General features: G+C 69.8%; 25 protein-coding genes. 21 read left to right on the top strand and 4 right to left on the bottom strand.

Going from position 1 to position 25,937, the window contains the following annotated elements:
* Nucleotides 1-253: 253 nt before the first annotated feature.
* From thrB to ACWDYJ_RS08300, 20 genes are all read left to right on the top strand, one after another.
* The gene (gene thrB, locus ACWDYJ_RS08395) at nt 254-1,195 is read left to right on the top strand and encodes a homoserine kinase (protein ID WP_451564709.1); all 942 of its coding nucleotides are present in this window, start codon (nt 254-256) and stop codon (nt 1,193-1,195) included.
* A gap of 423 nt (nt 1,196-1,618) precedes the next feature.
* The gene (rho, locus tag ACWDYJ_RS08390; protein ID WP_451564708.1) at nt 1,619-3,766 is read left to right on the top strand and encodes a transcription termination factor Rho; all 2,148 of its coding nucleotides are present in this window, start codon (nt 1,619-1,621) and stop codon (nt 3,764-3,766) included.
* A gap of 235 nt (nt 3,767-4,001) precedes the next feature.
* Nucleotides 4,002-5,105, top strand: a complete 1,104-nt coding sequence (locus tag ACWDYJ_RS08385; protein WP_451564707.1) for an LCP family protein — start codon at nt 4,002-4,004, stop codon at nt 5,103-5,105.
* A gap of 160 nt (nt 5,106-5,265) precedes the next feature.
* The gene (rpmE, locus tag ACWDYJ_RS08380; RefSeq protein WP_451564706.1) at nt 5,266-5,484 is read left to right on the top strand and encodes a 50S ribosomal protein L31; all 219 of its coding nucleotides are present in this window, start codon (nt 5,266-5,268) and stop codon (nt 5,482-5,484) included.
* 117 nt (nt 5,485-5,601) lie between these two features.
* Complete coding sequence (gene prfA, locus ACWDYJ_RS08375; RefSeq protein WP_451564705.1) at nt 5,602-6,681, top strand: peptide chain release factor 1; 1,080 nt, start codon at nt 5,602-5,604, stop codon at nt 6,679-6,681.
* 41 nt (nt 6,682-6,722) lie between these two features.
* A complete protein-coding gene (gene prmC / locus ACWDYJ_RS08370) occupies nt 6,723-7,568 on the top strand; it encodes a peptide chain release factor N(5)-glutamine methyltransferase (protein ID WP_451564704.1) in 846 nt (281 codons plus the stop codon).
* 58 nt (nt 7,569-7,626) lie between these two features.
* Complete coding sequence (locus ACWDYJ_RS08365) at nt 7,627-8,274, top strand: L-threonylcarbamoyladenylate synthase (protein ID WP_451564703.1); 648 nt, start codon at nt 7,627-7,629, stop codon at nt 8,272-8,274.
* Nucleotides 8,271-8,927, top strand: a complete 657-nt coding sequence (locus ACWDYJ_RS08360) for an arsenate reductase/protein-tyrosine-phosphatase family protein (protein ID WP_451564702.1) — start codon at nt 8,271-8,273, stop codon at nt 8,925-8,927. Before ACWDYJ_RS08365 ends, ACWDYJ_RS08360 begins: the two co-directional genes overlap by 4 nt.
* A gap of 292 nt (nt 8,928-9,219) precedes the next feature.
* Entirely contained in the window at nt 9,220-10,449 is a 1,230-nt protein-coding gene (locus ACWDYJ_RS08355) for a serine hydroxymethyltransferase (RefSeq protein ID WP_451564701.1), read from the top strand.
* Nucleotides 10,450-10,553: 104 nt separating this feature from the next.
* The gene (locus ACWDYJ_RS08350) at nt 10,554-11,888 is read left to right on the top strand and encodes an MraY family glycosyltransferase (protein ID WP_451564770.1); all 1,335 of its coding nucleotides are present in this window, start codon (nt 10,554-10,556) and stop codon (nt 11,886-11,888) included.
* A gap of 275 nt (nt 11,889-12,163) precedes the next feature.
* On the top strand, nt 12,164-12,601 hold the full coding sequence (locus ACWDYJ_RS08345) for a hypothetical protein (RefSeq protein ID WP_451564700.1): 438 nt from the start codon (nt 12,164-12,166) through the stop codon (nt 12,599-12,601).
* A gap of 241 nt (nt 12,602-12,842) precedes the next feature.
* Entirely contained in the window at nt 12,843-13,652 is an 810-nt protein-coding gene (atpB, locus tag ACWDYJ_RS08340; RefSeq protein WP_451564769.1) for a F0F1 ATP synthase subunit A, read from the top strand.
* 80 nt (nt 13,653-13,732) lie between these two features.
* Complete coding sequence (locus tag ACWDYJ_RS08335; RefSeq protein ID WP_046776171.1) at nt 13,733-13,960, top strand: ATP synthase subunit c family protein; 228 nt, start codon at nt 13,733-13,735, stop codon at nt 13,958-13,960.
* A 40-nt stretch (nt 13,961-14,000) separates the two neighbouring features.
* On the top strand, nt 14,001-14,543 hold the full coding sequence (locus tag ACWDYJ_RS08330; RefSeq protein ID WP_451564699.1) for a F0F1 ATP synthase subunit B: 543 nt from the start codon (nt 14,001-14,003) through the stop codon (nt 14,541-14,543).
* The gene (locus ACWDYJ_RS08325) at nt 14,540-15,355 is read left to right on the top strand and encodes a F0F1 ATP synthase subunit delta (RefSeq protein WP_451564698.1); all 816 of its coding nucleotides are present in this window, start codon (nt 14,540-14,542) and stop codon (nt 15,353-15,355) included. Before ACWDYJ_RS08330 ends, ACWDYJ_RS08325 begins: the two co-directional genes overlap by 4 nt.
* Nucleotides 15,356-15,486: 131 nt before the next feature.
* The gene (gene atpA, locus ACWDYJ_RS08320; protein WP_451564697.1) at nt 15,487-17,082 is read left to right on the top strand and encodes a F0F1 ATP synthase subunit alpha; all 1,596 of its coding nucleotides are present in this window, start codon (nt 15,487-15,489) and stop codon (nt 17,080-17,082) included.
* A 20-nt stretch (nt 17,083-17,102) separates the two neighbouring features.
* Complete coding sequence (locus ACWDYJ_RS08315; RefSeq protein ID WP_451564696.1) at nt 17,103-18,020, top strand: F0F1 ATP synthase subunit gamma; 918 nt, start codon at nt 17,103-17,105, stop codon at nt 18,018-18,020.
* A complete protein-coding gene (atpD, locus tag ACWDYJ_RS08310) occupies nt 18,020-19,462 on the top strand; it encodes a F0F1 ATP synthase subunit beta (RefSeq protein WP_451564695.1) in 1,443 nt (480 codons plus the stop codon). The genes ACWDYJ_RS08315 and atpD overlap by 1 nt, the downstream gene beginning before the upstream one ends.
* A gap of 168 nt (nt 19,463-19,630) precedes the next feature.
* Nucleotides 19,631-20,008, top strand: a complete 378-nt coding sequence (locus ACWDYJ_RS08305; RefSeq protein ID WP_451564694.1) for a F0F1 ATP synthase subunit epsilon — start codon at nt 19,631-19,633, stop codon at nt 20,006-20,008.
* 131 nt (nt 20,009-20,139) lie between these two features.
* Nucleotides 20,140-20,586, top strand: a complete 447-nt coding sequence (locus ACWDYJ_RS08300) for a DUF2550 domain-containing protein (protein WP_451564693.1) — start codon at nt 20,140-20,142, stop codon at nt 20,584-20,586.
* A 78-nt stretch (nt 20,587-20,664) separates the two neighbouring features.
* Here the strand turns inward: ACWDYJ_RS08300 and ACWDYJ_RS08295 are convergent, their stop codons facing one another.
* From ACWDYJ_RS08295 to ACWDYJ_RS08285, 3 genes are all read right to left on the bottom strand, one after another.
* The gene (locus tag ACWDYJ_RS08295; RefSeq protein WP_451564692.1) at nt 20,665-22,515 is read right to left on the bottom strand and encodes a glycosyl hydrolase family 18 protein; all 1,851 of its coding nucleotides are present in this window, start codon (nt 22,513-22,515) and stop codon (nt 20,665-20,667) included.
* Nucleotides 22,516-22,686: 171 nt separating this feature from the next.
* Entirely contained in the window at nt 22,687-23,340 is a 654-nt protein-coding gene (locus tag ACWDYJ_RS08290; protein WP_451564691.1) for a response regulator, read from the bottom strand.
* A complete protein-coding gene (locus ACWDYJ_RS08285; protein ID WP_451564690.1) occupies nt 23,337-24,521 on the bottom strand; it encodes a sensor histidine kinase in 1,185 nt (394 codons plus the stop codon). Before ACWDYJ_RS08285 ends, ACWDYJ_RS08290 begins: the two co-directional genes overlap by 4 nt.
* Before the next feature lie 164 nt (nt 24,522-24,685).
* Between ACWDYJ_RS08285 and ACWDYJ_RS08280 the strand changes: the two genes are divergently transcribed.
* Nucleotides 24,686-25,243 carry a hypothetical protein gene (locus tag ACWDYJ_RS08280; RefSeq protein ID WP_451564689.1) on the top strand — a complete coding sequence of 186 codons (558 nt, stop codon included), beginning with the start codon at nt 24,686-24,688 and terminating at the stop codon, nt 25,241-25,243.
* On the opposite strand, the gene ACWDYJ_RS08275 is transcribed toward ACWDYJ_RS08280, so the two are convergent.
* Nucleotides 25,240-25,812, bottom strand: coding sequence for a cob(I)yrinic acid a,c-diamide adenosyltransferase (locus tag ACWDYJ_RS08275; RefSeq protein WP_451564688.1), 573 nt, complete (start codon nt 25,810-25,812; stop codon nt 25,240-25,242). The two genes, ACWDYJ_RS08280 and ACWDYJ_RS08275, sit on opposite strands and share 4 nt — an antisense overlap.
* Nucleotides 25,813-25,937: the final 125 nt, after the last annotated feature.

Genomic DNA, 25,937 nt, shown 5'->3' with positions numbered 1-25,937 from the left:
CCGTACGGCGCCACGGGCACCCGGAAGTCGACGCGTTCCACCGGAAGACCGCGACACGCATCGTGCGCCTCCCGTGCGCCCTATGTCGGATGAGAACCTTCCTTCGATAGGCTGTACTTACATCCGCCACCGCGCATATGACCGCGGTGCTGCCCCGAGGGCCTTCGGGTGTCGTACGTTCTCCAGTACATTCGCAGCGAAGATCCCGCACCGCCACCAGATCTCGCACAGTCACAAGGAGTGTCATCGACCGATGGCAGGTCCAGCGTTCCGCGCCGCCGCCGTACGAGTGCGCGTCCCCGCCAGTAGTGCCAACCTCGGCCCCGGCTTCGATGCCCTCGGCCTGGCTCTGGGGCTGTATGACGACGTGGTCGTCCGCGTCGCCGATTCCGGCCTGAACATCGACATCGCCGGCGAGGGCGCCGACAGCCTCCCGAGGGACGAGAGCCACCTCCTCGTACGCTCCATGCGCACCGCCTTCGACCTGCTGGGCGGGCAGCCGCGCGGCCTCGAGGTCGTCTGCGCCAACCGCATCCCCCACGGCCGAGGCCTCGGCTCCTCCTCCGCCGCGATCTGCGCCGGCATCGTCGCCGCCCGCGCGGTGACCATAGGCGGCGAGACCAAGCTCGACGAGGCGGCCCTGCTGGAGCTCGCCACGGAGATCGAGGGCCACCCCGACAACGTCGCCGCCTGCCTGCTCGGCGGCTTCACCCTGGCCTGGATGGACGGGGGCAGTGCCAAGGCGATCCGGATGGACCCGGCCGATTCCATCGTTCCGGTGGTCTTCGTCCCCTCCAAGCCGGTCCTGACCGAGACCGCGCGCGGGCTGCTGCCGCGCACCGTCCCGCACGTGGACGCGGCCGTGAACGCGGGCCGCGCGGGCCTGCTCGTGGAGGCCATGACCAGGCGTCCCGAGTTCCTGCTGCCCGCCACCGAGGACCGGCTGCACCAGGAGTACCGCACCCCGGCGATGCCCGAGAGCGTGGCACTCGTGGCCCGACTGCGGGCGGACGGCATCCCCGCGGTCATCTCCGGCGCGGGCCCCACGGTCCTCGCGCTGGTCGACAACGACGCGGCCGACAAGGTCGCGCGGCTCGCTGGCGAGGGGTGGGCGGCCAACCGGCTCGCACTCGACTCCGCGGGCGCGAGCGTCCTTCCGCTGGGCGCCCAGGGCGGGCAGTCCGTGTCCTCGTGACACGGCCCTTCCGGGGCGGACGGCCGGGCAGGCCGCCCGCCCCGGCAGGGGCGATTGCCGGTGATTGAGAGGGGGAATATCTGTTGGATCCGGTAGTGTTAGTCTCAAGTGCGCAGCCGAAGCCGCCATGGCTCGGTGCTCAGTGTCCCCATCCGGGACCACATTTCTTCCGGGAGCCTCCCCGACTGCTTTGATCACTTCCAGCAGTTCGAGCACGCTCCGGAATCGGCGTGACTTTCCCACGCTTCAGCTCGGGGGCTTCTCGCCGGAACCACCCATGCACGTTTCTCTCCGCCGTATCTCTATCGGCGGACCACCGCCCCGGCTGCGGTCCACGACCCATCAGGTCATGGCCCGTTGTCGGACAGCACAACCGGTCGCCGAGCCAGACAGGCCGACGTCCGCTCCAGGGAAGGACCCTTCGTGAGCGACACCACCGATCTGATGGGCGCTGCCGACACCAACGTCGACACCAGTGCCCCCGCCGCGGGCGCCGCACCCAAGCGCCGCCGCTCCGGCACCGGCCTCGAGGGCATGGTCCTGGCCGAGCTGCAGCAGGTCGCGTCGGGCCTCGGTATCAGGGGCACCGCGCGGATGCGCAAGAGCCAGCTGATCGAGGTCATCAAGGAGGCGCAGGGCGGCGGCAGTGCCCCCAAGGCCGCGGCCCCCGCCGCCGACGCCGTCGAGGCCAAGCCGAAGCGCCGCGCCACCAGCAAGGCCCGCACGGGCGAGGCCGCCGCCGCGGCGCCCGCCGAGGAGCCTGCCGCGCAGGCGCAGATCGACATCCCGGGCCAGCCGGCAGGGAGCCCCTCCCGCGCGAGCGAAGCCGAGCGCGGGGGAGAGGACGCCCCGGTCGGTGAGCGTCGCCGCCGCCGGGCCACGGCCCCCTCCGGCAGCCCGGAGTCCTCGGCCCCCGCGGCCGTGCAGGTAGAGCAGAAGACCGAGGCCGCTCCGGTCGCGCAGATCCAGACGCAGGCGCAGCCCGAGTCCGCGGCCGGCACCGCCACCGCCGTCTCCGGGCAGGGTCAGGGCCAGTCGGTGGAGGCCGGCGAGGGCCGTACCCGCCGCGACCGCCGCGACCGGGGCACCGACCGTGCCGAGCGCGGTGACCGCGGCGACCGCGGTGACCGTCAGGGCCGCCGCGAGCGCGGCCCCAAGGCCGACGAGCAGGCCCAGGCCGGCCAGGGTGCCCAGGGCGGCGCCCAGGGTGGTCAGGGCGGCGGCCGTCAGGACCGCGCCGACCGTCAGCAGCAGGGTGGCCGAGGCCAGGGCCAGCAGGGTCGTCAGGACCGTCAGGGCCTCCAGGACCACGGCCCCCAGGACGAGTTCGACGAGGACGGCCGCCGTGGCCGTCGCGGCCGCTACCGCGACCGCCGTGGCCGCCGTGGCCGTGACGAGTTCGCCCCGGCCGAGACGCCGGTCGCCGACGACGACGTGCTGATCCCCGTCGCGGGCATCCTCGACATCCTCGACAACTACGCGTTCATCCGGACCTCGGGCTACCTGCCCGGCCCCAACGACGTGTACGTCTCCCTCGCCCAGGTCCGCAAGGCCGGTCTGCGCAAGGGTGACCACACCACCGGCGCCGTGCGCCAGCCCAAGGACGGCGAGCGCCGCGAGAAGTTCAACGCCCTCGTGCGTCTGGACTCGGTGAACGGCATGGCGCCCGAATCCGGCCGCGGACGCCCGGAGTTCCAGAAGCTGACCCCCCTGTACCCGCAGGACCGGCTCCGCCTGGAGACCGACCCGGGCGTGCTGACCGGCCGGATCATCGACCTGGTCGCACCGATCGGAAAGGGTCAGCGTGGTCTGATCGTCTCGCCGCCGAAGGCCGGCAAGACGATGATCATGCAGGCGATCGCCAACGCGATCACCGTCAACAACCCCGAGTGCCACCTGATGGTCGTCCTGGTCGACGAGCGTCCGGAAGAGGTCACCGACATGCAGCGGTCGGTCAAGGGCGAGGTCATCTCCTCGACCTTCGACCGCCCGGCCGAGGACCACACCACGGTCGCCGAGCTGGCCATCGAGCGCGCCAAGCGTCTCGTCGAGCTGGGTCACGACGTGGTCGTCCTGCTGGACTCCATCACCCGTCTGGGCCGCGCGTACAACCTCGCGGCGCCCGCCTCCGGCCGCATCCTGTCCGGTGGTGTCGACTCGACCGCGCTCTATCCGCCGAAGCGCTTCTTCGGTGCCGCGCGCAACATCGAGGACGGCGGCTCGCTGACCATCCTGGCCACCGCGCTGGTCGACACCGGCTCGCGCATGGACGAGGTGATCTTCGAGGAGTTCAAGGGCACCGGCAACATGGAGCTCAAGCTCGACCGGAAGCTCGCCGACAAGCGCATCTTCCCCGCGGTGGACGTCGACGCGTCGGGCACCCGCAAGGAGGAGATCCTGCTCAACAGCGAGGAGCTCTCCATCACCTGGAAGCTGCGCCGGGTGCTGCACGCGCTCGACTCGCAGCAGGCGATCGAGCTGCTGCTCGACAAGATGAAGCAGACGAAGTCGAACGCCGAGTTCCTGATGCAGATCGCCAAGACCACTCCGGGCGGCAAGAACGACGACTGACCGCCGCCGGTCAGGCACCGCGTCACCAGGACCGCCCCCACCGCATGCGCGGCGGGGGCGGTTCCGCGTTTTCCCCGCGCGACCTTCGCCACATCGCCGCCGTCGGAGAGCGGCCCGCACCACGGGTCGTGGAACCCTGGAGGGCGCTCGTCCGTCTGAGTGAGTGTGGGGGCCAGCGGGGACAGCGGGGGGCCGGCCGGACCGGCCGCGCACCGGACGCAGGACTGAGGAGAGCATGAGCGAGGACAGCAAGGGCCGCGGCCGTCGTGCCGCAAGCCGGCGCCGACGGAAACCGCCGCAGCGCCGCAAGGCCTTCACCGTGGCCGCGTGGACCGCCGCCGGGGTGGTCCTGGTGGGCGGCGCGGGCCTCGGCTACTTCTACTTCAAGCTCAACGGGAACCTGAAGTCCGTCGACATCGACCAGGCCCTCGGCAAGGACCGCCCGCCCAATGTCGACAACGGCTCGATGGACATCCTCGTCCTCGGCTCCGACTCCCGCGACGGCGCGAACAGCACCTACGGCTCGGACGGCGGCGGCGGCTCCGCCCGCTCCGACACGGCGATGATCATCCACCTGTACGAGGGCCACCAGAAGGCCAGCGTCATATCGATCCCGCGCGACACGATGGCCCCCCGGCCCGCCTGCACCACCCCCGGCGGCAAGACGGACCCCGGAGGCCAGCGCAGGCAGTTCAACGAGTCGTTCACCGTCGGCGGGGCCGCCTGCGCGGTCAAGACCGTCGAGAAGCTGTCGGGGATCCGCATGGATCACTACATCGAGGTCGACTTCACCGGCTTCAAGAACATCATCGACAAGCTGGGCGGCGTCCAGGTGACGACGACGAAGCCGATCAAGGACGAAGGCAGCCACCTCGACCTCCCGCCCGGCCCCCACAAGCTGAACGGCGAGCAGTCCCTCGGCCTCGTCCGTACCCGCAAGAGCGTCGGCGACGGCGGCGACCTGGGCCGAATACAGCTCCAGCAGGCCTTCATCAAGGCGCTGATCAAGGAGGTCAAGGGCGTCGGGGTGTTCGACAACCCCAAGAAGCTGCTCGACCTCGCCGACACCGCCACCAAGACCATCACCACGGACAGGGCACTCGGCGACGTGAAGTCCCTCATGGGCTTCGCCCAGGGACTGCAGGGCATCGACTCCCAGGACATGCACATGATCACCCTGCCGGTGGGCCCCGATCCCCTGGACAAGGACCGCGTCGTCCCGCTGGCCAAGGAGTCCAAGCTGGTCTGGGACGCCCTGCTCGCGGACCAGCCGGTCCCGGCCGAGGCCACCGCGAAGTCGATGGGCGACAAGAGCACCGCCGGCGGGATCGTCCAGTAGCCGCCCGGCAGGAATACACGCAGGCCGCTCCCCGTTGAGGAGGGCGTCATCAGAATTTTGACAGGCGGCCCGGTCCTGGCAGACTGGTCTGTCGGCCCCGGTTCACGCAGTGCGCAATTCGGCTCCTGCGACCCGGCGCCCTCCCGATCTAGGAGACACCTTGAAGACCGAGATCCACCCCCAGTACGTCGAGACCCAGGTCAGCTGCACCTGTGGCGCCGAGTTCACCACCCGTAGCACCCTGACCGAAGGCCGTATCCGTGCCGAGGTCTGCTCCGAGTGCCACCCGTTCTACACCGGCAAGCAGAAGATCCTCGACACCGGTGGCCGCGTGGCCCGCTTCGAGGCCCGCTTCGGCAAGGGTGCGGCCAAGAAGTAGCGCGACCCAGGCGCCGGTCACCGGCCGCCCCCTGACCACGCGGGGGCGGCCGGACCGGCGCCTTTGTCGTCGCCCAGCCACCCAGCCTTTTTTTGACTTTCACCACAGGAGCATCCGATGTTCGAGGCGGTCGAGGAACTGGTCGGCGAGCACGCCGATCTTGAGAAGAAGCTCGCCGACCCGTCGGTCCACTCCGATCAGGCCAACGCGCGCAAGCTGAACAAGCGCTACGCGGAGCTGACCCCGATCGTGGCGACCTTCCGCGCCTGGAAGCAGGCGGCCGAGGACATCGAGACGGCCAAGGAGTACGCGGCCGTCGACCCCGACTTCGCCGCCGAGGTCAAAGAGCTGAGCGCGCAGCGCGAAGAGCTCACCGAGAAGCTCCGCCTGCTGCTCGTCCCCCGGGACCCCAGCGACGACAAGGACGTGCTCCTCGAGGTCAAGGCCGGCGCCGGCGGCGACGAGTCCGCCCTCTTCGCGGGCGACCTGCTGCGCATGTACCTGCGCTACGCCGAGCGCGTGGGCTGGAAGACAGAGATCATCGACGCCACCGAGTCCGAGCTCGGCGGCTACAAGGACGTCCAGGTCTCCGTCCGGACCAAGGGCGGCAACGGCGCGACCGAGCCCGGCCAGGGCGTGTGGGCCCGCCTGAAGTACGAGGGCGGCGTGCACCGCGTCCAGCGCGTTCCGGCCACCGAGTCCCAGGGCCGCATCCACACCTCCGCCGCCGGCGTGCTTGTCACCCCGGAAGCCGAGGAGGTCGAGGTCGAGGTCAACATGAACGACCTCCGCATCGACGTGTACCGCTCCTCGGGCCCCGGCGGCCAGTCCGTCAACACCACCGACTCGGCCGTGCGCATCACGCACCTGCCGACCGGTGTGGTCGCCTCCTGCCAGAACGAGAAGAGCCAGCTCCAGAACAAGGAGCAGGCGATGCGCATCCTGCGCTCGCGTCTGCTGGCCGCCGCCCAGGAAGCCGCCGAGCAGGAGGCCTCCGACGTGCGCCGCAGCCAGGTGCGCAGCGTGGACCGCTCCGAGAAGATCCGTACGTACAACTACCCGGAAAACCGGATCTCGGACCACCGGACCGGTTTCAAGGCGTACAACTTGGACCAGGTGCTCGACGGCGACCTCGACGCGGTCATCCAGGCCTGCGTCGACACGGACTCCGCGGCCAAGCTCGCCGCCGCGCACTGACCCCGCATTCCCCCCGTACGACAGCAGCCCGGAGGACCAGCGTGAACTTGCTGCTTGCCGAGGTGGCCCAGGCCACCCAGCGGCTGGCCGCCGCCGGCGTGCCCTCACCGCGCTTCGACGCGGAGGAGCTCGCGGCCTTCGTGCACGGCGTCAAGCGGGGGGAACTGCACCACGTCAAGGACGCGGACTTCGACGCCCGCTACTGGGAGGCCGTCGCCCGCCGCGAGGCGCGCGAGCCGCTCCAGCACATCACCGGCCGCGCCTTCTTCCGCTACCTGGAGCTCCAGGTCGGCCCCGGGGTGTTCGTGCCCCGGCCCGAGACCGAGTCGGTCGTGGACTGGGCCATACACGCGGTCCGGGCGATGGACGTCGTGGAGCCGCTGATCGTGGACCTGTGCACCGGCTCCGGCGCCATCGCGCTGGCCATGGCCCAGGAGGTGCCGCGCTCGCGCGTGCACGCGGTGGAGCTGTCCGAGGACGCGCTGCGGTGGACCCGTAAGAACGCCGAGGGCTCCCGGGTCACCGTCCACCAGGGCGACGCGCTCAGCGCGCTGCCCGAGCTGGACGGACAGGTCGACCTGGTCATCTCCAACCCGCCGTACATCCCGCTCACCGAGTGGGAGTACGTCGCCCCCGAGGCCCGCGACCACGACCCCGAGATGGCCCTCTTCTCCGGGGAGGACGGCCTCGACACCATCCGCGGGATCGAGCGCACCGCCCACCGGCTGCTGCGGCCGGGCGGCATCGTCGTCATCGAGCACGCCGACACCCAGGGCGGCCAGGTGCCGTGGATCTTCGGCGACGAACGCGGCTGGGCCGACGCGGCCGACCACCCCGACCTCAACAAGCGCCCGCGCTTCGCGACCGCACGCAAGGCCATGCCGTGATCCGCGCGACGTCACCCCTTGCCACTGTCACCACCCCGCTGCACGAGGAGGCCCGCTGATGGCCCGGCGATACGACTGCAACGACGCGACGGACCGCAAGACGGGCCTGCGCGAAGCCGCATCCGCCGTGCGCCGCGGCGAACTCGTCGTGCTGCCCACCGACACCCTCTACGGGATCGGCGCGGACGCCTTCAGCAAGGAAGCCGTCAGTGACCTGCTCGCCGCCAAGGGCCGCGGCCGCAACATGCCCACGCCCGTGCTCATCGGCTCGCCGAACACGCTGCACGGCCTGGTCACGGACTTCTCCGAGCAGGCGTGGGAACTGGTCGACGCCTTCTGGCCGGGCGCGCTGACACTCGTCGCCCGCCACCAGCCGTCACTGGCGTGGGACCTGGGGGAGACCGGCGGGACCGTCGCCGTACGCATGCCCCTGCACCCCGTCGCGATCGAGCTGCTGACCGAGGTCGGCCCGATGGCGGTGTCCTCGGCGAACCTGACCGGGCACCCGGCGCCCGAGGACTGCGACGCGGCGCGCGCGATGCTGGGCGACTCCGTGTCCGTGTACCTGGACGGCGGGCCGACGCCCGGCATGCAGCCGTCGTCGATCGTCGACGTCACCGGGAAGGTTCCCGTCCTGCTGCGCGAGGGCGCGTTGACCGCCGAGCAGCTGCGGGAGGTCGTACCCGATCTCGAGGTGGCCCCGTGAGCCCTGAGGGGCGTGGCATAGCCAGGGGGAACCACCCAGCGGTAGCTGGGGGAGGCTCCTTCCGCATACTCCACGTCAGCACCGGCAACGTGTGCCGCTCACCCATCACCGAGCGGCTGACGCGCCACGCCCTGTCGCACCGCCTGGGCGGCCTCGTGACGGGCGACCTCATCGTGGAGAGCGCCGGCACGTGGGGCCACGAGGGGGCGCCGATGGAGGCCAACGCCGCCGCCGTCCTCGCCGACTTCGGGGCCGACGCGACCGGTTTCACCGGGCGGGAACTGCTGGACGAGCACGTCATACGTGCCGACCTCGTGCTCACCGCCACGCGGGACCACCGGGCTCAGGTCATCTCGATGGGCCACTCGGCCGGACTGCGGACCTTCACGCTGAAGGAGTTCACCCGGCTGGTACGGGCCATAGACCCCGCCACGCTGCCGCCGCTGGACGACGGGATGGCGGAGCGGGCGCGGGCGCTGGTGCGGGCCGCCGCGGCGTTGCGGGGGTGGCTGCTGGCCCCTTCGCCGGACGCGGACGAGGTGTACGACCCGTACGGGGCGCCGATCACCTTCTTCCGGTCGATCGGCGACGAGATCAACCAGGCGCTGGACCCCGTGGTCACGGCCCTGACGGGCGTCACCGCCCCCCACTGACCCGCCGCTGCCGCTTGCCAGGTGTGCCGCTGCGCGGAGTTTTTCCCCGCCCCGCCCTTCCCCCATCCCCCAGACTCCGTCCGGGGGGACCCCAGCCGGGGCTCCGCCCCGAACCCCGCGCCTCAAGCCCCCCCCAGACTCCGTCCGGGGATACCCCCTGGCGGGCCTGGGTGGTCGTCGGACGGAGTCCGGCGCAGCGCGCCGAAGCCCGTGAGGCGCCCCGGCGCCGAGCGGTGCGAGGGGGGCGTCGGGGATATGGTGGCTGGTACCCGGTACCCCCTGGAGTCGCGCCATGAGCGTCATCACCCAGCCCACGGACCTGCTCCGTCAGCAGGATCCCCAGATGGCGGACGTGCTCGCCGGGGAGGCGCGGCGGCAGGGCGTCACGTTGCAGCTGAGCGCCGCCGAGAACTTCACCTCGCCCGCCGTGCTGGCCGCCCTCGGCTCCGCGCTCGCCAACAAGTACGCCGAGGGGTACCCCGGCGCCCGCCACCACGGCGGCTGCGAGTACGCCGACCTCGCCGAGCGGATCGCCGTGGAGCGGGCCAGAGCACTGTTCGGGGTCGAGCACGCCAACGTGCAGCCGCATTCCGGTTCCTCCGCCGTGCTCGCCGCGTACGCCGCGCTGCTGCGGCCGGGCGACACGGTCCTGGCCATGGGGCTGCCGTACGGCGGACATCTCACCCACGGCTCGCCCGCCAACTTCTCCGGCCGCTGGTTCCACTTCGTCGGCTACGGGGTCGACGCCGAGACCGGGCTCATCGACTACGAGCAGGTGCAGGAGCTCGCCCGGACGCACCGGCCGAAGGCCATCGTGTGCGGGTCGATCTGCTACCCCCGCCATCCCGAGTACTCGGCGTTCCGCGAGATCGCCGACGAGGTGGGGGCGTACCTGATCGCCGACGCCGCCCATCCCATCGGGCTGGTCGCCGGCGGGGCCGCGCCGAGTCCCGTCCCGTACGCCGACCTCGTCTGCGCGACCACGCACAAGGTGCTGCGCGGCCCGCGCGGCGGAATGATCCTGTGCGGCGCCGAGTTCGCCGAGCGCGTCGACCGGGCGGTGTTCCCCTTCACCCAGGGCGGTGCCCAGATGCACACCATCGCCGCGAAGGCCGTGGCCTTCGGGGAGGCGGCGGCGCCGGCCTTCACCACGTACGCCCACCGGGTCGTCGGCAATGCCCGGGTGCTGGCCGAGGCTCTGGAGGAACGGGGCTTCTCCGTGACGACCGGAGGCACCGACACCCACCTGATCAGCGCCGACCCGGCACCGCTGGGCATCGACGGGCCGGCCGCGCGCGGGCTCCTCGCCGCCGCAGGCGTCGTGCTCGACACCTGCGCCCTGCCGTACGGGGACCAGCGCGGGATCCGCCTCGGCACCGCGGCCGTGACCACCCAGGGCATGGGCGGGCCGGAGATGATCCGGATCGCCGACGTGTTCACCGCCGCGCTGCGCGGGGAAGCCGTGCGTATGCGTACGGAGGTCGTCGAACTGACCCGTGGATTTCCCCCGTACGGGGCGTAACCAGGGCAGAGTGGGCGTACGGCAACCGGAGCGGGGCCTTCGAGCGTCCTCGTCACCGGAGACATCGCGGCTAATGTGTGGGGCTGAGATGGCCGGCGATACATCTGGGGCAGCCCGTGCGTGAATATCTGCTGACGCTTTGCGTCACGGTCGCGGTGACCTACCTGCTCACCGGGCCCGTGCGGAAGTTCGCGATCGCGGCCGGTGCGATGCCGGAGATCCGTGCCCGGGACGTGCACCGCGAGCCCACGCCACGGCTCGGCGGCATCGCCATGTTCGGCGGACTGTGCGCGGGTCTGCTGGTCGCCGACCACCTGCAGAACCTCAACTTCGTCTTCGAGCGGTCGAACGAACCGCGGGCGCTGCTCTCCGGCGCGGCCCTGATCTGGCTGGTCGGCGTACTGGACGACAAGTTCGAGCTCGACGCCCTCATCAAGCTCGGCGCGCAGATGATCGCCGCCGGCGTGATGGTCATGCAGGGCCTGACCATCCTGTTCATCCCGGTCCCGGGCATCGGCACGGTCGCGCTCACCCAGTGGCAGGGCACCCTGCTCACCGTCGCCCTCGTCGTGATCACCATCAACGCGGTGAACTTCGTGGACGGCCTGGACGGCCTCGCCGCCGGCATGGTCTGCATCGCCGCCGCCGCGTTCTTCCTCTACGCCTACCGTCTCTGGTTCGGCTACGGCATCGAGCAGGCCGCTCCCGCGACGCTCTTCGCCGCGATCCTGATGGGCATGTGCCTGGGCTTCCTGCCGCACAACATGCATCCGGCGCGCATCTTCATGGGCGACTCCGGCTCCATGCTGATCGGCCTGGTGCTCGCCGCCTCCGCCGTCTCCATCACCGGACAGGTCGACCCGGACGCGATGGCCCTTTTCGTGGGCGGTGAGCGCAATGCCACCTATGCGATGCTGCCGGTCTTCATCCCGCTGCTGCTGCCCCTGACCATCATCGCGATTCCGATCGCCGACCTGGTGCTGGCCATCGTGCGGCGCACCTGGAACGGGCAGTCCCCCTTCGCCGCCGACCGAGGCCACCTGCACCACCGGCTGCTGGAGCTCGGGCACTCCCACAGCCGCGCCGTGCTCATCATGTACTTCTGGTCGGGGCTGATCGCCTTCGGAGCGGTGGCCTACTCGGTGAACTCCACGTCCATGTGGATCGTCCTCGCCCTGGCCGCGCTGAGCGCGCTGGGCCTCGTCCTGCTCCTCCTGCCGCGCTTCACCCCGCGGGCCCCCCGCTGGGCCGAGGGGCTCGTCCCGCCGCGCTACCGGCACGCGGAGCGGGCCGCCGAGGCGGCGGTACGGGAGGCCCCGGGCACGGAGCCGCAGGCCCCGCGTCCGACCATGGTCGGGGTCTCGGGCGTCAACGGGGCGACCGCGGTCGGCGCTCGTTCGCGCCTCCCCGACCGACGCAAGGCGGGATCGGCCCGCTGACCTGCCGCGCGCATGTCCGACATGGATGCGCTTTAGCACACAAGACGGCTGTTCGCCCTGCACACACGGGCGCGTTAGCTCTCATGTGTGACAGTCAGCACACCGGGCAGGTAAAGCTCTCATCAAATAGTTTGTGATACCGTTCACTAAACCCGGCGACAGAGCCGAAGGACCGTAGTGCGACGGTCCCTTGGCCCCGAGGCACTCACTCGGACCGGGCTTACGCTCGTCCTGTACGAGTCCCGTGCCCCCACCACCACGCGGAGCAAACCGCCATGCGGTCAGATGACGTCCGACTCCTCCTGCAAGCCGCCGTACCCACCGCTGCCGCCGGCGTTCTCGCTGCCGCGATCAGTGCGTTGGTCGTCGGCGGCAAGGGCGCGGTCGGAGCCGTCGTCGCGACGCTGTTGGTGATTCTTTTCATGGGCATCGGATTCGTCGTTCTGCAGCGCACGGCGAAATCACTTCCGCATCTCTTCCAGGCCATGGGGCTCATGCTCTACGCGGCCCAGATCCTGCTGCTCTTCGTCTTCCTCGCCGCGTTCAAGAACACCACCCTGTTCCATCCCAAGGCCTTCGCGATCACGCTGGTCGCCACCACTCTCGTGTGGATCGGCGGACAGACGCGTGCTCATATGAAGGCCAAGATCCTTTACGTCGAACCGGACTCGATGAAGGGCGAAAAGCCCGACAATTCGGGGCCGAAGTCGTGAAGGGTAGGGCCGGGATAAGTGGGCGTTCGAGATCCTGCTATCGTCCGGTGCCAACTGCGGCACTGCGGGCGCGGGCATCTGAAGCTGACGCCTGTCCCATCGCGAGGCTCGATGCCTGACTGTCGCCCCACCATCCGTAATACCTGTCCAGTGCCGAACCGCGGCTGCGTGCCGCGCCGACACAACGAGGTTGCCGTACCTATGCGCCACGCTGAAGGAGCCTGCGGTGAGTGCTGCTGACATGACGCTCGCCTTCGAAATCAACTGTCATTTCGAAGACGGCACTGGCTGCGGCTTCCCGGGCCCGACCCTGTACTCGTTCCTGTTCGAGCCGATCTTCGGTGACGCGGACAGCAACCTGTACTTCAACAAGACGATGCTGCTGGCCCTCCTGGGCTCGATCGTCATCGTCGGCTTCTTCTGGGCCGCGTTCCGGAAGCCGAAGGTCGTCCCGGGCAAGCTGCAGATGGTCGCCGAGGCGGGCTACGACTTCGTGCGCCGCGGCATCGTCTACGAGACGCTGGGCAAGAAGGAGGGCGAGAAGTACGTCCCCTTCATGGTCTCGCTGTTCTTCTTCGTCTGGATCATGAACCTCTGGTCGATCGTGCCGCTCGCCCAGTTCCCGGTGACCGCGATCATCGCGTATCCGGCGGGCCTCGCCCTGATCGTCTACGTGATGTGGATGTCGGTGACGTTCAAGCGCCACGGCTTCGTCGGCGGCTTCAAGAACATCACGGGCTACGACAAGTCGCTCGGCCCGGTTCTCCCGATGGTCATGGCCATCGAGTTCTTCTCGAACGTCCTGGTCCGCCCCTTCACCCACGCGGTCCGACTGTTCGCGAACATGTTCGCCGGTCACACCCTGCTGCTGCTGTTCACCATCGCCAGCTGGTACCTGCTGAACGGGATCGGCATTGCCTACGCCGGTGTCTCGTTCGTCATGGTCATCGTGATGACCGCATTCGAGCTCTTCATCCAGGCTGTCCAGGCTTACGTCTTCGTGCTCCTGGCTTGCAGCTTCCTGCAGGGCGCGCTCGCCGAGCACCACTGAGCACGACCCCGCTCCAGCAATCCCCCCAGTCGTCCGGTGGCCAACCCCCACCGGTCCGTGAAAGAGAAGGAAGAACTGGCATGTCCCAGACCCTTGCTGCCGTCACCGGTTCCCTCAGCTCCGTTGGCTACGGCCTCGCGGCGATCGGCCCCGGCGTCGGCGTCGGCATCATCTTCGGTAACGGCACCCAGGCGCTCGCCCGTCAGCCCGAAGCTGCCGGTCTGATCCGCGCCAACCAGATCCTCGGCTTCGCCTTCTGTGAGGCCCTCGCCCTCATCGGTCTGGTCATGCCGTTCGTCTACGCCTGACGAACATCACGACTAGTCCGAATCGACGAAAGGCACTGATGTGAACCTCCTGGTTCTCGCGGCCGAGGAGCCTCAGAATCCCCTCGTTCCGCCGATCCCCGAGCTTGTCATCGGTCTGATCGCCTTCGTCATCGTCTTCGGCTTCCTCGCGAAGAAGCTCCTCCCGAACATCAACAAGGTTCTGGACGAGCGTCGCGAGTCGATCGAGGGCGGTATCGAGAAGGCTGAGGCCGCTCAGACCGAGGCTCAGAGCGTGCTGGAGCAGTACAAGGCCCAGCTCGCCGAAGCCCGGCACGAGGCCGCGCGCCTGCGCCAGGAAGCGCTGGAGCAGGGCACTGCGCTCAAGGAAGAACTGCGCGCAGAGGGCCAGCGGCAGCGTGAGGAGATCATCGCTGCCGGCCACACCCAGATCGCGGCAGACCGCAAGGCCGCCTCTCAGGCGCTGCGTCAGGACGTGGGCAAGCTCGCCACCGACCTGGCCGGAAAGCTCGTCGGCGAGTCCCTCGAGGACCACGCTCGGCAGAGCCGCACGATCGACCGTTTCCTCAGCGAGCTCGAGGAGAAGGCCGAGGCCGCCCGATGAACGGAGCGAGCCGCGAGGCGCTGGCCTCCGCGCGTGAGCGTCTCGACGCGCTGACGGACAACACGTCCGTCGACGCGGCGAAGCTCGCCGGTGAGCTGGCTGCCGTCACCGCGCTGCTCGACCGTGAGGTCTCGCTGCGTCGGGTCATCACGGACCCGGCGCAGCCCGGCGAGGCCAGGGCCGAGCTGGTCGGCCGGCTGCTGTCCGGCCAGGTGGGCGGGGAGACCCTCGACCTGGTGTCCGGCATGGCGCGGTCGCGCTGGTCGCAGTCCCGCGACCTGGTGGACTCGCTGGAGGAGCTGGCGGCCACCGCCGACCTCACGGCGGCCCAGCAGGTCGGCGCGCTCGACAACGTGGAGGACGAGGTGTTCCGGTTCGGCCGGATCGTCTCCTCCAGCACGGAGCTGCGTGCCGCGCTGACCGACCGGGCGGCCACCGTCTCCGCCAAGAGCGAGCTGCTGCGCAGCCTGCTCGGCGGCAAGGCGAACGCCGTCACCGAGCGCCTGGTCACGCGTCTTGTCGCACACCCGCGTGGACGTAGCCTGGAAGCGGGACTCGAATCCCTTTCCACGCTCGCCGCCGAGCGCCGCAACCGGATGGTCGCCACCGTGACCACCGCGGTACCGCTCAGCGACGTGCAGAAGCAGCGTCTCGGCGCGGTGCTGGCCAAGCTTTACGGCCGCCAGATGCACCTGAACCTCGACGTGGACCCCACGGTCCTCGGCGGGATCGTGGTGCGGGTCGGCGACGAGGTCATCGACGGCACCATCGCGGACCGCCTCTCCGAGGCGTCCCGCCGTATGGCCGGCTGACCCCAGCCACCAAAAGAACAACGCATTCCTAGCGGCCCGGTTGGGCCGTGCAGAACTTGCAGAAGATTCCTGGGGGTCGCCCCCAGACCCCTAAGAAGCTTCAGGCCCAACAAGGAGAGCAGGGAACCCAGATGGCGGAGCTCACGATCCGGCCGGAGGAGATCCGGGACGCACTGGAGAACTTTGTCCAGTCGTACCAGCCGGACGCGGCCTCGCGCGAGGAGGTCGGAACGGTCAGCGTTGCCGGCGACGGCATCGCGAAGGTGGAGGGCCTGCCCTCCGCCATGGCAAACGAACTGCTGAAGTTCGAGGACGGGACCCTTGGTCTCGCCCTCAACCTCGACGAGCGCGAGATCGGTGCGGTCGTCCTCGGCGAGTTCAGCGGAATCGAGGAGGGCCAGCCGGTGCGGCGCACCGGCGAGGTGCTCTCCGTAGGCGTCGGCGAGGGTTACCTCGGCCGCGTCGTCGACCCGCTCGGCAACCCGATCGACGGTCTCGGCGAGATCGCGACCGAAGGCCGTCGCGCCCTCGAGCTGCAGGCCCCGGGCGTCATGGTCCGCAAGTCGGTCCACGAGCCCATGCAGACCGGCTACAAGGCCATCGACGCGATGGTGCCGGTCGGCCGCGGCCAGCGTCAGCTGATCATCGGCGACCGTCAGACCGGCAAGACCGCTCTGGCCGTCGACACGATCATCAACCAGCGCGACAACTGGCGCTCCGGCGACGTGAACAAGCAGGTCCGCTGCATCTACGTCGCCATCGGCCAGAAGGGCTCGACCATCGCGTCCGTTCGCGGCGCCCTGGAAGACGCCGGTGCGCTCGAGTACACGACCATCGTCGCCGCCCCGGCGTCCGACCCGGCCGGCTTCAAGTACCTGGCGCCGTACACCGGTTCCGCCATCGGCCAGCACTGGATGTACGCCGGCAAGCACGTCCTGATCATCTTCGACGACCTGTCGAAGCAGGCCGACGCCTACCGCGCCGTGTCGCTGCTGCTGCGCCGCCCGCCGGGCCGTGAGGCCTACCCGGGCGACGTCTTCTACCTGCACTCCCGTCTGCTGGAGCGCTGCGCGAAGCTCTCCGACGACATGGGTGCCGGTTCGATGACCGGTCTGCCGATCGTCGAGACCAAGGCGAACGACGTGTCGGCGTTCATCCCGACCAACGTCATCTCCATCACCGACGGCCAGTGCTTCCTGGAGTCCGACCTGTTCAACGCGGGCCAGCGCCCGGCGCTGAACGTCGGTATCTCGGTCTCCCGCGTCGGTGGCTCCGCCCAGCACAAGGCCATGAAGCAGGTTTCCGGCCGTCTGCGCCTGGACCTCGCCCAGTACCGTGAGCTGGAGGCGTTCGCCGCCTTCGGTTCCGACCTGGACGCCGCGTCGAAGGCCTCGCTGGAGCGCGGCAAGCGTCTGGTCGAGCTGCTCAAGCAGGGCCAGTACCAGCCGATGCCCGTCGAGGAGCAGGTCGTCTCCGTCTGGGCCGGTACCACCGGCAAGATGGACGACGTCCCGGTCAACGACATCCGTCGCTTCGAGTCGGAGCTGCTGGAGCACCTGCGCCGCGAGCGCAAGGACCTCCTCACCTCCATCGCCGAGGGTGGCAAGATGTCGGACGACACCCTGACCTCGATCGCTGACGCCATCGCTGCCTTCAAGCAGCAGTTCGAGACCTCGGACGGCAAGCTCCTCGGCGAGGACGCGCCGGCCGTCAACGTCTCCAAGTGACGACGGAAGGGACCTGACTCATGGGAGCGCAGCTCCGGGTCTACAAGCGTCGCATCCGTGCCGTCACGGCGACCAAGAAGATCACCAAGGCGATGGAGATGATCGCCGCCTCGCGCATCGTCAAGGCGCAGCGCAAGGTGGCGGCATCGATGCCGTACGCGACCGAGCTCACCCGTGCGGTGACCGCGGTGGCGACCGGCTCGAACACCAAGCACGCCCTGACCACCGAGGTCGAGGCGCCGGTCCGTGCCGCGGTCCTGCTCATCACGAGCGACCGCGGTCTGGCCGGCGGCTACTCCTCCAACGCCATCAAGCAGGCGGAGCGGCTCAGCGAGCGGCTGCGCGCTGAGGGCAAGGAGGTCGACACGTACATCGTCGGCCGTAAGGGTCTGGCCTACTACGGCTTCCGCGAGCGCAAGGTCGCGGAGTCGTGGACCGGCTTCACCGACAGCCCGGCCTACGCCGACGCCAAGCGCGTCGCCGGGCCGCTGATCGAGGCCATCCAGACGGAGACGGCCGAGGGCGGCGTGGACGAGCTGCACATCGTCTACACGGAATTCGTGTCGATGATGACGCAGAACGCGGTGGACGGCCGGATGCTGCCGCTCAGCCTCGACCAGGCTGCGGAGGAGAGCGGTACGAAGGGCGAGATCCTTCCGCTGTTCGACTTCGAGCCGTCGGCGGAGGACGTCCTCGACGCCCTGCTGCCGCGCTACGTCGAGAGCCGCATCTACAACGCACTGCTGCAGTCGGCCGCTTCCGAGCACGCCGCCCGCCGCCGTGCGATGAAGTCGGCCACCGACAACGCCGGAGACCTCATCAAGAGCCTCTCCCGGCTTGCCAACGCGGCCCGCCAGGCCGAAATCACCCAGGAAATCAGCGAGATCGTCGGTGGCGCCAGCGCCATGGCAGACGCGACCGCGGGGAGTGACAAGTAATGACGACCACTGTTGAGACGGCCGCCGCCACGGGCCGCGTCGCCCGGGTCATCGGCCCGGTCGTCGACGTGGAGTTCCCCGTCGACGCCATGCCCGAGATCTACAACGCCCTCAAGGTCGAGGTCGCTGACCCGGCCGAGGACGGCAAGCTCAAGACCCTGACCCTCGAGGTCGCGCAGCACCTGGGTGACGGCATCGTCCGTACCATCTCGATGCAGCCGACCGACGGCCTGGTCCGCCGGGCCGTGGTGACCGACACGGGCGAGGGCATCACCGTCCCCGTCGGTGACTTCACCAAGGGCAAGGTCTTCAACACCCTGGGTGAGGTGCTCAACTACCCCGAGGCGAACGCCGAGGTCACCGAGCGCTGGCCCATCCACCGCAAGGCCCCTCGCTTCGACGAGCTCGAGTCGAAGACCGAGATGTTCGAGACCGGCGTCAAGGTCATCGACCTTCTCACCCCGTACGTCAAGGGTGGAAAGATCGGTCTGTTCGGTGGTGCCGGTGTCGGCAAGACCGTTCTGATCCAGGAAATGATCTACCGCGTCGCCAACAACCACGACGGTGTGTCGGTCTTCGCGGGTGTCGGTGAGCGTACTCGTGAGGGCAACGACCTCATCGAGGAAATGGCCGACTCGGGCGTCATCGACAAGACGGCGCTCGTCTTCGGCCAGATGGACGAGCCCCCGGGCACCCGTCTGCGCGTCGCCCTGGCCGGTCTGACCATGGCGGAGTACTTCCGCGATGTGCAGAAGCAGGACGTGCTGTTCTTCATCGACAACATCTTCCGGTACACCCAGGCGGGTTCCGAGGTGTCGACCCTGCTCGGCCGCATGCCCTCCGCGGTGGGTTACCAGCCGAACCTGGCCGACGAGATGGGTCTCCTCCAGGAGCGCATCACCTCGACCCGTGGTCACTCGATCACCTCGATGCAGGCGATCTACGTCCCCGCGGACGACCTGACCGACCCGGCGCCGGCGACCACCTTCGCCCACCTCGACGCGACGACGGTTCTCTCCCGTCCGATCTCCGAGAAGGGCATCTACCCGGCCGTGGACCCGCTGGACTCGACGTCCCGCATCCTCGACCCGCGGTACATCGCGGCGGACCACTACGCCACGGCGATGCGCGTCAAGGGGATCCTGCAGAAGTACAAGGACCTCCAGGACATCATCGCGATCCTCGGTATCGACGAGCTGGGCGAGGAGGACAAGCTCGTTGTCCACCGTGCCCGTCGCGTCGAGCGCTTCCTGTCGCAGAACACCCACGTGGCGAAGCAGTTCACCGGCGTGGACGGTTCGGACGTTCCGCTGGAGGAGTCGATCACCGCGTTCAACGCGATCTGCGACGGTGACTACGACCACTTCCCCGAGCAGGCGTTCTTCCTGTGCGGTGGCATCGAGGACCTGAAGGCCAACGCCAAGGAGCTGGGCGTCTCCTGATCCGGCGCGCTCCGCGAGGGGCGCATCCGGTTCGAAGGATTCTTCCCCGGCCAACGCTGGGAGGGACCCTCTGGAGAGGGGCGGGTATGTCCCGTCCCTCTCCACACGCCCATTAGAATTTGACCCAACACCCGGCTGACCCGCCGGGTGGTGACCCGAGGAGCCACCTTGGCTGCTGAGCTGCACGTCGAGCTGGTCGCGGCGGACCGCAATGTCTGGTCCGGCGAGGCCACCCTTGTTGTCGCCCGCACCACGTCCGGCGACATCGGCGTCATGCCCGGTCACCAGCCGCTTCTCGGTGTGCTGGAATCGGGCCCGGTGACCATCCGCACCAGCGGGGGCGACACTGTCGTCGCCGCGGTGCACGGCGGATTCATCTCGTTCGCGGACAACAAGCTGTCCTTGCTGGCCGAGATCGCCGAGCTCGCGGACGAGATTGACGTCCAGCGGGCGGAGCGGGCACTGGAGCGCGCGAAGACGGAGGCCGACCGGGCCGCCGAGCTTCGCGCCGATGTCCGGCTGCGCGCGGTGACGACGGGGCGCTGAGCCCCCGTACCAAACGAGTGTGAAACCTCAGCCGCGGTCCGGTCTGGAATTTTCCAGACCGGGTCGCGGCTGAGGCGATGCAGGTCAGTTTTTCCTGTGCGGTATTTCGATGAGCGAGGAGGTCGGTGAAGATGCTCCTCGCTCTGCTTGTGAGCGGCCTGGTCGTAGCCCTGGTGGTGATCGGACTCTTTGTCTTCGGACTGCGCCGCAGACTCATCCAGCGGTCCGGCGGTACCTTCGACTGCAGCGTGCGCTGGGACATCTCGCAGGAGCCGGACATCTCCGGCAAGGGCTGGGTGTACGGGGTCGCCCGCTACGGCGGTGACCGGATCGAGTGGTTCCGGGTGTTCTCCTACTCCCCGCGGCCGCGCCGGCTGCTGGAGCGGTCCTCCATCGAGGTGCTCGCCCGCCGTGCCCCCGAGGGCGAGGAGGAGCTGGCCCTGCTCTCCGACGCCATCGTGCTCGGCTGTTCCCACCGGGGGACCCGCCTGGAGCTCGCGATGAGCGAGGACGCGCTGACCGGCTTCCTGGCGTGGCTGGAGGCGGCGCCGCCCGGCCAGAGGGTGAACGTGGCGTGAGCGACGCCGCCTGAAGATCGCGGACGTGAAGAAGCCGGGGAGACGGGGGCGGACCCGTCTCCCCGGCTTCGGTCTTGGCTACCGCAGGCCGGTGTGGATCGCGTTCGCGAGCTCACCGTTCGTGGTGTCGCCGCTGAACTCCCAGAAGAAGGCGCCCTTGAGGCCCTGCTGCTTGGCCCAGGTCATCTTCCCGGCGATCGTGGCGGGGGTGTCGTAGCTCCACCAGTTCGTGCCGCACTTGGCGTAGGCCGTGCCGGCGATCGTGCCGGTGGCCGGGCAGCTCGCCTTGAGCACCTTGTAGTCCTCGATGCCCTGCTCGTACGTGCCCTGCGCGGGGCCGGTGGCCGTGCCGCCCGGGGCGTCCTGGGTGACTCCGGTCCAGCCGCGGCCGTAGAAGCCGATGCCCAGGTTGAGCTTGGAGCCGGGGATGCCCTTGCCCTTGAGCTTGGTGATGGCGGCCTCGGAGTTGAAGCCGTCCTGGGGGATGCCCGCGTAGGCGGTGAGCGGGGAGTGCGGGGCGGTCGGGCCCTTGGCCGCCCAGGCGCCGAAGAAGTCGTACGTCATGACGTTGTAGAAGTCGGTGTACGGGGCGGCGCCCGCGTAGTCGGCCACGTCCAGCTTGCCGCCGTTGGAGCCGTCGGCGGAGATGGCGGCGGTGACCAGGTTGCCCGTACCGAACTTGGCGCGCATGGCCTGCATCATGTTCTTGAAGGACGCCGCGCCGCTGGTGTCGCAGGACAGACCGCAGGCGTTCGGGTACTCCCAGTCGAGGTCGATGCCGTCGAAGACGTCGGCCCAGCGCGGGTCCTCGACCAGGTCGTAGCAGGACTGCGCGAAGGCGGCCGGGTTCGAGACGGCCTGGCCGAAGCCGCCGGACCAGGTCCAGCCGCCGAAGGACCACAGCACCTTGATGTTCGGGTACTGCTTCTTCAGCTTGCGCAGTTGGTTGAAGTTGCCGCGCAGGGGCTGGTCCCAGGTGTCGGCGACGCCGTCGACGCTCTGGTCGGCGGTGTACGCCTTGTCGTAGTCGGCGTAGGAGTCACCGATGGTGCACTTGCCGCCCTGGACGTTGCCGAAGGCGTAGTTGATGTGGGTGATCTTGGCGGCCGAGCCGGAGGTGGTCAGGTTCTTCACGTGGTAGTTGCGTCCGTAGACGCCCCAGTTGGTGAAGTAGCCGAGCTTGACCGGACCGCCGGCGGGCGGGGGCTCGGTGGTGCCGCCCGGGGTGGTCACCGAGAGGGTGCCGGAGGAGGGGCCGGTCTGGTCGGCCGTGTCGCGGGCGGTGACGGTGTAGCCGTACGTCGTGCCCTTGGTCAGGCCTGTGTCCGCGTGGGTGGTGCCGGTGACCGTGGCGATCTTCGTGCCGTTGCGGTGGACGTCGTAGTTCTTGACGCCCTTGTCGTCGGTGGCGGCCGCCCAGGAGAGGGTCAGGCCGGTCTCGGTGACGTTGGTGGCGGTGGGGGAGCCGGGGGCCGAGGGCGGGTTGTCGCCGGGCTGGGTGGAGCCGTCGCAGGAGGCACCGTTGACCTTGCAGCCGCTGGGGGCGCCGGAGCCGGACCCGTTGAAGCCGAAGCTGATGCTCGCGCCGGGGGAGAGGGTGCCGTTCCAGCCGACGTTCTTGGCCGTCCAGCGGGTGCCCGAGCTGGTGACGGTGGCGTCCCAGGCCGAGGTGACCTGGGTGCCGGCCGGGTAGTCCCACTCCACGGTCCAGCTGCTGAGGGTGGTCGTGCCGGTGTTCTTGACCGTCCACTTGCCCTCGAAGCCGGAGCCCCAGTCGGACACCTTGGTGTACGTCGCGGTCGCCGAGGCGGCGGCCTGCGCGGGCCCGGCCAGGGCGACGAGGCCGGCGACGGGCAGGGCGAGGGCGGCCACCGTGGCGGCCAGCCTTCTGAACAGACGTGTGCGTCGGCGTGGGGGTGCTGTGCTCAAGGGTCTTCCTCCGTAGGTCCGTGGCAGTCGCGGGGCCGACTGCTACATGGGGGTGGGACCTGCGCCGCCCGTGAGCCCGCTTGTCATGGCACGCTCACCACAGTGTTGCCGTGAGATTAGAAAGGTCTGGACCAACCGTCAAGAGGTCCAGACCTCCTCTCCAGTGCCCGTCTAGATCCCCAACTCCTGTGCCAACACCGCCGCTTGGACCCGGCTGCGCAGCTCCAGCTTCCCCAGCAGCCTGCTGACGTGCGTCTTCACCGTCGCCTCCGCCATCCCCAGCCGTACGGCGATCTCGGCGTTCGACAAGCCCTCGCCCAGCGCCCCCAACACCTCCCGCTCGCGCCGCGTCAGCGACTCCACCGCCGCGGCGGTCTCCGGGCGCACGGCGGTCCGTACCACGCGGGGAGCCGCGAACTCGGCGATCAGGCGGCGGGTCACCGCCGGCGCGATCAGACCCTCGCCGCGCGCGACCGTACGCACCGCCCCGATGAGCTCCGCCGCATCCGCGTCCTTCAGCAGGAAGCCGGCGGCCCCCGCCCGCAGCGCCCCGAAGACGTACTCGTCGAGATCGAAGGTGGTCAGGACCAGGACGTCGGCCAGCCCCTCCCCGACCACCTGGCGGGTGGCCGAAACCCCGTCCAGCCGCGGCATCTGCACGTCCATGAGCACCAGATCCGGCCGCAGCTCGCGGGCCAGGCGCACCGCCTCCTCCCCGTCGGCCGCCTCGCCCACCACCTCCACGTCTCCCGCGCTGCGCAGGATCAGCACCAGCCCGGCCCGTACGGCGCTCTGGTCCTCGGCCACCACCACGCGAATCGTCATGCGCTCACCGCCCCCTCTTCGGCGGGCAGGGTCGCCCGCACCTGCCAGACCGCGCCGACGCGGCCCGCCGTGAACCGCCCGCCGAGCAGCTCCGCGCGCTCGCGCATCCCGATCAGCCCCGCCCCGGAGCCCGGCGCGCGCGGGCCCCGCCGGTCCCCGTACGGGGAGTCCACCGCCACGGTCAGCAGCCCGTCCGCCCGGTCCACGCGGACCGAGACCGTGCCGGGGGCGGCGTGCTTGAGGGCGTTGGTCAGCGACTCCTGGAGGATCCGGTACGCCGCGAGCTCCACCGGGGCCGGCACCGGTTCCCCGGGCGGCCGGCCGTCGTGCAGTACGAAGTCCAGCCCGCTGGAGGAGCCGTTGGTACGGGCCTGGTCGAGCAGCGTGTCGACGGCGTCCAGCGAGGGCACGGCCACCGCCTCCTGCCCGGCCCCGGCGTCGCGCAGCAGTCCGATCAGCCGGCGCATTTCGGCCAGGCCCTGGACGCTGTTCTCGCGGATCACCCCGAGCGCGTCGCGGCTGGTTCCGGCCGTGTCGATGGAGAGCGCGGCGGTGGAGTGGATGGCGATGGCCGACAGGTGGTTGGCCACCATGTCGTGCAGCTCGCGGGCCATGCGGGCGCGCTCGGCGATGACCGCCTGGCTGCGGTCCATCTCGGCCAGCAGCGCCGTCTGCTCGGCGCGCAGCCGGGCCGCCTCGGCGGCCTCGCGGTGATTGCGCAGCGTGGCGCCGGTCAGGGCCGGGCCGAAGGAGACGATGCCGGTGATCACGCCGATCAGCAGGGCCTGGGGGGTGCGCAGCCAGGCCACCGAGGCGATGGTGACGGCCACGGTGATCAGGCCGGTGGTGACCGGGAGCCGCCGGGCCATGGCGGGTTTGCCGTAGACGACGGCCGCGTACATCAGGTCGGTGAAGATCAGGACGGTGGCGATGTTGCCCACCGTGAACTGGTCGGCGATCAGGCCGGCGGTGCCGACACCCAGGGTCACGTTCGGTGCGCAGCGGCGCAGCAGCTCCATCGCGCCGAGGACCACGAGGGGGACCAGTGCCGCCCAGTCGGGGAAGAAGTTCCGGTGTTCGGTGCTGTGGACCCCGAGCGACCACAGCGCCAGGCCCGCGAGGACGCTGACCACGGCGAGCAGGACGTCGTCGCGGTGGGGGCGCAGGCTCTTCTTGGTCACGGATCCATCCAACACGGTGGGACGGCCGCGGGCCTCGGCAGCGGGACGGAGCGACGACTACATCGAAGGATGCAGCGGCCTTTCGTCATCGCAGACGACGAACCGGGCCGGACCGGGCGGCAAGCTGAAGACAGCCCGAACCACCGAGCCGAACGGAGAGTCCCGTGATCGTCGCGCTGATCATCGCCTGTGAAGTCGGCTTCTGGGTGCTGCTGGCCGCCGGCCTCGCCCTGCGGTACCTGGCGAAGATGCCCAGGCTCGGGGCGGCGGTCCTGCTGTGCGAGCCGCTGCTGGAGCTCGTCCTGCTGGTCGTGACCACCCTCGACCTGAAGAACGGCGCCGCGCCGGACTGGAAGCACGGCCTGGCCGCCCTGTACATCGGGTACACCGTCGCCTACGGCCATTACACGGTCACATGGCTCGACGGACACGCCGCACACCGCCTGGCCGGAGGGCCCAAGCCGCCCGGCGCCGGCTACGGGAAGGCGCGAGCCGTCCACGAGTGGAAGCTGTGGATCCGTACGGTGATCGCCGCGGGCGTCGCCATGGGCCTGCTCCAGATCGCGATCTGGTACGTCGGCACGGCGGGCGACATCAGCTCCCTCGAGGCGTGGCAGTCCGCCGCCCTGCGGGTGGCCGGCATCCACGGCCTGATCGCCGTCGGGTACACGATCTGGCCGAAGAAGGCCCCGGCGGTCGCCGCCGCCCCGGACAGGGTCTAGCGCTCGCCGCCCGGCACCCACAGCACGTCGCCGAGCTCCTTGTTGGCCGTGCGGGCCAGGATGAACAGGAGGTCGGAGAGGCGGTTGAGGTAGGTCGCCGTCAGCGGGTTCATCACGTCGCCGTGGACCTCCAGCGCGGCCCAGGTGGAGCGCTCGGCGCGGCGGACCACGGTGCAGGCCTGGTGCAGCAGGGCCGCGCCGGGGGTGCCGCCGGGGAGGATGAAGCTGCGCAGCTTCTCCAGCTCCTCGTTGAAGGCGTCGCAGTCCGCCTCCAGCTTGTCGATGTAGAACTGCTCCACCCGCAGGGGCGGGTACTGCGGGCTCTCGACGACCGGCGTGCACAGGTCGGCGCCCACGTCGAACAGGTCGTTCTGCACCCGGACCAGGACCTTCACCACCTCCGGCGCGAGCGAGCCCAGCGCGATGGCCGTCCCGATGGCCGCGTTGGCCTCGTTCGCGTCGGCGTACGCGGAGATCCGCAGGTCGGTCTTCTGCGTACGGCTCATGTCGCCGAGGGCGGTCGTGCCCTTGTCGCCGGTACGGGTGTAGATGCGCGTGAGGTTCACCATGCGGCCAGCGTAGACCGAGTGTCCAGCGGCTTCTCCGCGTAACTGGGGGGCGGCGCAGGGGTGCTGGGCCGTACCGGTGTGATGTCCGTCATCTGAGACGTGACGCGTGTTACTTCACGGTCACA

This window comes from Streptomyces sp. NPDC003042 (assembly GCF_053591315.1).
This window is presented reverse-complemented; position numbering and strand designations above follow the sequence as displayed.

Bases quoted from the DNA above. Each gene is read 5' to 3' on its own strand.
- thrB (WP_451564709.1), top strand. From the start codon at position 254: ATGGCAGGTCCAGCGTTCCGCGCCGCCGCCGTACGAGTGCGCGTCCCC.
- ACWDYJ_RS08385 (WP_451564707.1), top strand. From the start codon at position 4,002: ATGAGCGAGGACAGCAAGGGCCGCGGCCGTCGTGCCGCAAGCCGGCGC.
- prfA (WP_451564705.1), top strand. From the start codon at position 5,602: ATGTTCGAGGCGGTCGAGGAACTGGTCGGCGAGCACGCCGATCTTGAG.
- ACWDYJ_RS08365 (WP_451564703.1), top strand. From the start codon at position 7,627: ATGGCCCGGCGATACGACTGCAACGACGCGACGGACCGCAAGACGGGC.
- ACWDYJ_RS08355 (WP_451564701.1), top strand. From the start codon at position 9,220: ATGAGCGTCATCACCCAGCCCACGGACCTGCTCCGTCAGCAGGATCCC.
- ACWDYJ_RS08345 (WP_451564700.1), top strand. From the start codon at position 12,164: ATGCGGTCAGATGACGTCCGACTCCTCCTGCAAGCCGCCGTACCCACC.
- atpB (WP_451564769.1), top strand. From the start codon at position 12,843: ATGACGCTCGCCTTCGAAATCAACTGTCATTTCGAAGACGGCACTGGC.
- ACWDYJ_RS08335 (WP_046776171.1), top strand. From the start codon at position 13,733: ATGTCCCAGACCCTTGCTGCCGTCACCGGTTCCCTCAGCTCCGTTGGC.
- ACWDYJ_RS08325 (WP_451564698.1), top strand. From the start codon at position 14,540: ATGAACGGAGCGAGCCGCGAGGCGCTGGCCTCCGCGCGTGAGCGTCTC.
- atpA (WP_451564697.1), top strand. From the start codon at position 15,487: ATGGCGGAGCTCACGATCCGGCCGGAGGAGATCCGGGACGCACTGGAG.
- ACWDYJ_RS08315 (WP_451564696.1), top strand. From the start codon at position 17,103: ATGGGAGCGCAGCTCCGGGTCTACAAGCGTCGCATCCGTGCCGTCACG.
- atpD (WP_451564695.1), top strand. From the start codon at position 18,020: ATGACGACCACTGTTGAGACGGCCGCCGCCACGGGCCGCGTCGCCCGG.
- ACWDYJ_RS08300 (WP_451564693.1), top strand. From the start codon at position 20,140: ATGCTCCTCGCTCTGCTTGTGAGCGGCCTGGTCGTAGCCCTGGTGGTG.
- ACWDYJ_RS08290 (WP_451564691.1), bottom strand. From the start codon at position 23,340: ATGACGATTCGCGTGGTGGTGGCCGAGGACCAGAGCGCCGTACGGGCC.
- ACWDYJ_RS08275 (WP_451564688.1), bottom strand. From the start codon at position 25,812: ATGGTGAACCTCACGCGCATCTACACCCGTACCGGCGACAAGGGCACG.